The organism is Cohnella sp. GCM10012308 (genome assembly GCF_042649185.1).
Taxonomy (GTDB): domain Bacteria; phylum Bacillota; class Bacilli; order Paenibacillales; family Paenibacillaceae; genus Cohnella.
Map to the genome: position 1 here is coordinate 1 of NZ_JBHRYU010000072.1, position 3774 is coordinate 3774.

The 3774-nt window shown below is 62.2% G+C and carries 2 protein-coding genes; both read right to left on the bottom strand.

Annotated elements, in window-relative coordinates:
• Positions 1-130: 130 nt before the first annotated feature.
• Complete coding sequence (rlmD, locus tag ACFOTD_RS34420) at positions 131-2020, bottom strand: 23S rRNA (uracil(1939)-C(5))-methyltransferase RlmD (protein WP_378124520.1); 1890 nt, start codon at positions 2018-2020, stop codon at positions 131-133.
• A gap of 134 nt (positions 2021-2154) precedes the next feature.
• Positions 2155-3072, bottom strand: coding sequence for a diacylglycerol kinase (locus ACFOTD_RS34425; RefSeq protein ID WP_378124521.1), 918 nt, complete (start codon positions 3070-3072; stop codon positions 2155-2157).
• Between the last annotated feature and the right edge of the window lie 702 nt (positions 3073-3774).

A 3774-nucleotide genomic window follows, 5' to 3' on the forward strand; every position in this document is an offset into this window, starting at 1 on the left:
GAAACCGTTCCTTTCGTAAATGGTTGCTAGACACTTCCATTTTACCAAAGAACGGTTTCTTTTTGTTTTACAAAAACAGGACTGCCCCGCAGGTCATTTTCATGACCCTTTTGGGACAGCCCCTTTTATTTTAACTTCGCGGTTCAGCATTTTGTAACCTAATTAACTGAGATACGCACTCAACATGTGTAGTATGTGGAAACATATCCACCGGCTGCAGCTCGATCGTGTGATAGCCCCCATCCTCCAGCACGCGCAGGTCGCGCGCGAGCGTAGCCGGGTCGCAGGAGACATAGACAATTCGTGCCGGACGAAGCTCCAGCATCGTAGCCAGCAGCGCCGGATCGCATCCCTTGCGCGGCGGGTCGACGACGATGACGTCGGGGGCGACGCCTTCGGCTTGCCACTGCGGCATGATGACTTCGGCTGGTCCGACTGCGAATTCGGCGTTGGTAATGTGGTTGAGCAGCGCATTGCGGCGGGCGTCCTCGATGGCTTCGGGGATAATCTCGACGCCATAGACGCGGCGGGCGTGGCGGGCGAGGAAAAGGGTGATCGTGCCGATGCCGCAGTAGGCGTCGATAACGGTCTCTTCGCCCGTCAGACCGGCGTAGTCGACGGCGGTCCGATAGAGGCGCTCGGTCTGGGTCGGGTTGACCTGGAAAAAGGAGCGTGCGGAGATGGCGAAGGTGATGCCGCCGATCTCGTCGTAAATGACGTCGTTGCCCCAGAGGACGCGGGTTTCATCGCCGAATACCTGGGACGTTGGGCTGGTGTTGATGTTCTGGCAGATGCTCGCGATGCCGGGGATGTCTTCACGGATGAGTCCGCAGAGTTCGTCTACGTGCGGCAGGTCGCGGCCGTTGGTAATGAGGACGACCATGCGCTGGCCGGTCGCTTCGGCGTTGCGGACGACGACATGGCGAAGCAGACCGCGGCCGGTGGCGCGGTCGTAGGCGGAGTAACCGAGAGACCGGGCGATGCGCTTGACGGCGCGCACGGTCTCTTCGTTTTGCTCCTGCTGAATGAGGCAGGCCTCCATGTCCACGACTTGGTGGCTGCCCTGCTCGAAGAAGCCGCCGATGAGTCCATTGCCGCCGATGCCGGCAGCCATGGGAACCTGCGCCTTGTTGCGATAGCGCCAAGGCTCGTCCATCCCGATGACGGGATGGACGACGACCGGCGCGCGCCCCGCATCGGGCGCGATCTCTCGGCCGCCCGCTTCGCCGGCGTCCCCCTCCAGCGGCGCCACCGGCAGCTTGCCGATGCGCGCCAGCACGCCCGCGACGTGCTCCCGCTTCCAGCGGAGCTGCGCCGCGTAGCCCCAATGCTGCAGCTGGCAGCCGCCGCAGGCCTCATAGATCTCGCACGGCGCCGCGATGCGGTCCGGGCTCGCCGCCACAAGCGCCGCCATGCGCGCGCGCCCAAATGACTTGCCGATGCTCTGCACCTCGGCCTGCACCCGGTCGCCCGGCACCGCGCCCGACACAAACAGGGTGTAGCCCTCCACCCGGCCTACACCCTGTCCCTCATGCGTCATCCCGACGATGTCGATGACGACGGAATCGCCGACCGCGACCGGCACGCCCGCGATCTGGCGCGGCGCTTCGCCTTGGCGGCGCTCCCGCGCGCCGGCACTACGCGCATGCTGCGACTGGCCTTGCGACCGTGCGCCACTCGTGCGCTCGCCCTTGAGGCGATCCCGCGACCGCGCACCGCCGCCCTCAGCACCCGAAGCTCCGCGGCCGCCGTCGGCGCCGCGCCCGCGCGAATCCGCGCGCACCGCCGAACCGCTCGACTGCCCCCGCTCCTGCTGGCCGCCGCTCGCCCGACCGCGATCGCCCGCACCGCGGGGCGTCTGCCGCCCTTCTTTCCCGACGCCGCCTACAGACCTGCCGCCTTGGTCCGCCGCTCGGGCGGGCTCTTGCCCCACGTCTCGCCCGACGCCGCCCCCGGACCTGCCGTCCCGATTACCCGCGCTGCCCCGCGCGCCGCCGCCGCGCTTGTCCTTGTCACTCATGCTGTCCAGCCCCGTTCATAGGTTCCGCTTCTATATAAGATGATGACCCTTCAGAGATGCTCCGTCTTCCTTGGCCCTTCAGAGATGCTTCGTCCTACCTGGCCCTTCAGAGACGCTTCGGCTTCCCGGCCCCGTCAGTGATACTTGGTCTCCCCGAACTCGTCCATAATGATCCGCACGTGTCCCGGCAGCATCGAGAACGTCCGCGCCATCTGCCCGCCGTACTCGCCGTCGAGGTTGAGATGCAGGCTCTCCGTGTCGGACTCGACCGTGACCCGGTTCGTCTGAAACATCGTGATGTGCGAATCCTGCAGATGCTCGCCCCGCATGGCAAGCGTCGCGATCCGGATGAACTCCCCGAGATTGCACTTGCGCATGAGCAGCACGTCGAACATGCCGTCGCTCGCCGAGGCGTTGGGCGCGAGCTTCTCGAAGCCGCCGACGGAGTTGCTGTTGGCGATCAGCATGAGCATGTACTCGTCCTCGAACTCGCCGACGCCGTCCATGGCGATCTTCATATGGAAGGAACGCAGCCGCGCGATCTTCTCGAATCCCCGTATGTAATAGGCCAGATTCCCGATCATCGTCTTGAGCTTGCTCGGCACTTCGTAGGAGAGCTCGGTCAGCGCGCCGCCGCCCGCGATATTAATGAAGTACTTGCCGTCGGCCCGTCCGATGTCCACCGGCTTCGCGTAGCGCTTTACGATCAGGTCGCAGGCCTCGTCCCACTTCTTGGGGATGCCGTGCGCCCTGGCAAAATCGTTGGTTGTCCCCACCGGCAAAATGCCGATGGCGGGACGCCGCTCGTGAGGGGCGATGCCGCTGATGACCTCGTTCAGCGTGCCGTCGCCGCCCGCCGCGATGACGATGTCGAACCCCCGCTCCACCGCCTCGGACGCAGCCCGGATCGCATCGCCCTCCGCCTCGGTCGCATGACACGATGTCTCGATCCCGCCCCGCTCGAGCCGCTGCAGGATCTGCGGCAATCTCCGGCGCATCTCCTCGCGTCCCGAGGTCGGGTTATAGATCAACCGCGCTCTCACAATATCCAACTGAATCCCCTCTTCTATCGCTCTATAGGAAAAGCGCGTGCATCCGTTCCGATTCCCACTATTACCTATTCATGCTAGCGAATCGTCAAGCCAATGTCAACGCGGCCCCGCGGCTTCCGGCGGCGGCTTCAGCATCTGACACGGTGCTGACATAATCCCGCAAAAAAACGCCGCTTGCGCTACAAGCGGCGTTGCATGATTTTACAATGGCCGACGGCAAGAAAAACTTCCCGAGTCGATCGCAGATCGCCCTGGCCGTCCTTTTAAGTTTGGCGGATATCCGAAACTGGAGTCGCGTGGAATCCTTGTCCATGACTCATCTGCCAGCCGATTCAAATGGGCAGCGGATCGTCTCCCGCGTTGCTCTTTTGCCGCAATACCTGCACATATACATCCTTTTCAGTCGATGTCGGCCCTTTTAAACCGGATAGATGCAAAAACGCAGTTATTTTGCCCTATCAGCCGAATTTCCGGCTCGTGCTTTGCATTTACCTGCACATTTGGTTACTACTTAGGTCCCCCCCTCGGCGGGGGGATTTTTTGTTTTTTTCTAACCTAGAAGGGATTTAAGCATGCCCATCGAGAATTAGTAGTTAAACCCAAACGAGGATTGTGAAGAGATGGAATTTAGCAAGGAACAAGTAGACCAAATTTGTAAAGGCGATTCCGAAATTGCTGGCTTCTTCCATGCACTCCTCGAAC